This window comes from Janthinobacterium rivuli, from assembly GCF_009208735.1.
Classification (GTDB): domain Bacteria; phylum Pseudomonadota; class Gammaproteobacteria; order Burkholderiales; family Burkholderiaceae_D; genus Janthinobacterium.
Genome location: NZ_WFLJ01000078.1, coordinates 1 through 327, shown reverse-complemented (window position 1 = coordinate 327; position 327 = coordinate 1). Strand labels below are relative to the sequence as shown.

Sequence of the window (327 nt, the reverse complement as noted above, 5' to 3'; positions counted from 1 at the left end):
CGGACCCGGTGTTGCAGCAGCTGGAAGACACCGGCGACGGCAGCGTCTCGGTGAATGACGCTTTTAAACCTTTATCACGCTATTTCGACCGCATCGTCTATCCGGAACAGTTGCTGACCGCCTTGCCACGGGCGATTGCCGCCTTGACGGACCCGGCCGCTTGCGGTCCCGTCACTTTATCTTTGCCGCAAGACGTGCAAACGATGGCGTATGACTATCCGGAAGAGTTCTTTACGCCGCGCACCGTGCGTTTCCGCGCCGTGCCGCCCGTCGAACAGGAACTGGAAGAGGCGGCAGCACTGTTGAAAGAGGCGAAACAGCCGCTGA

The 327-nt window shown here is 59.9% G+C and carries 1 pseudogene; it reads left to right on the top strand.

From position 1 onward, the window contains the following. A pseudogene (locus tag GCN78_RS28990) lies at positions 1-327 on the top strand (thiamine pyrophosphate-binding protein); the annotation flags it as partial.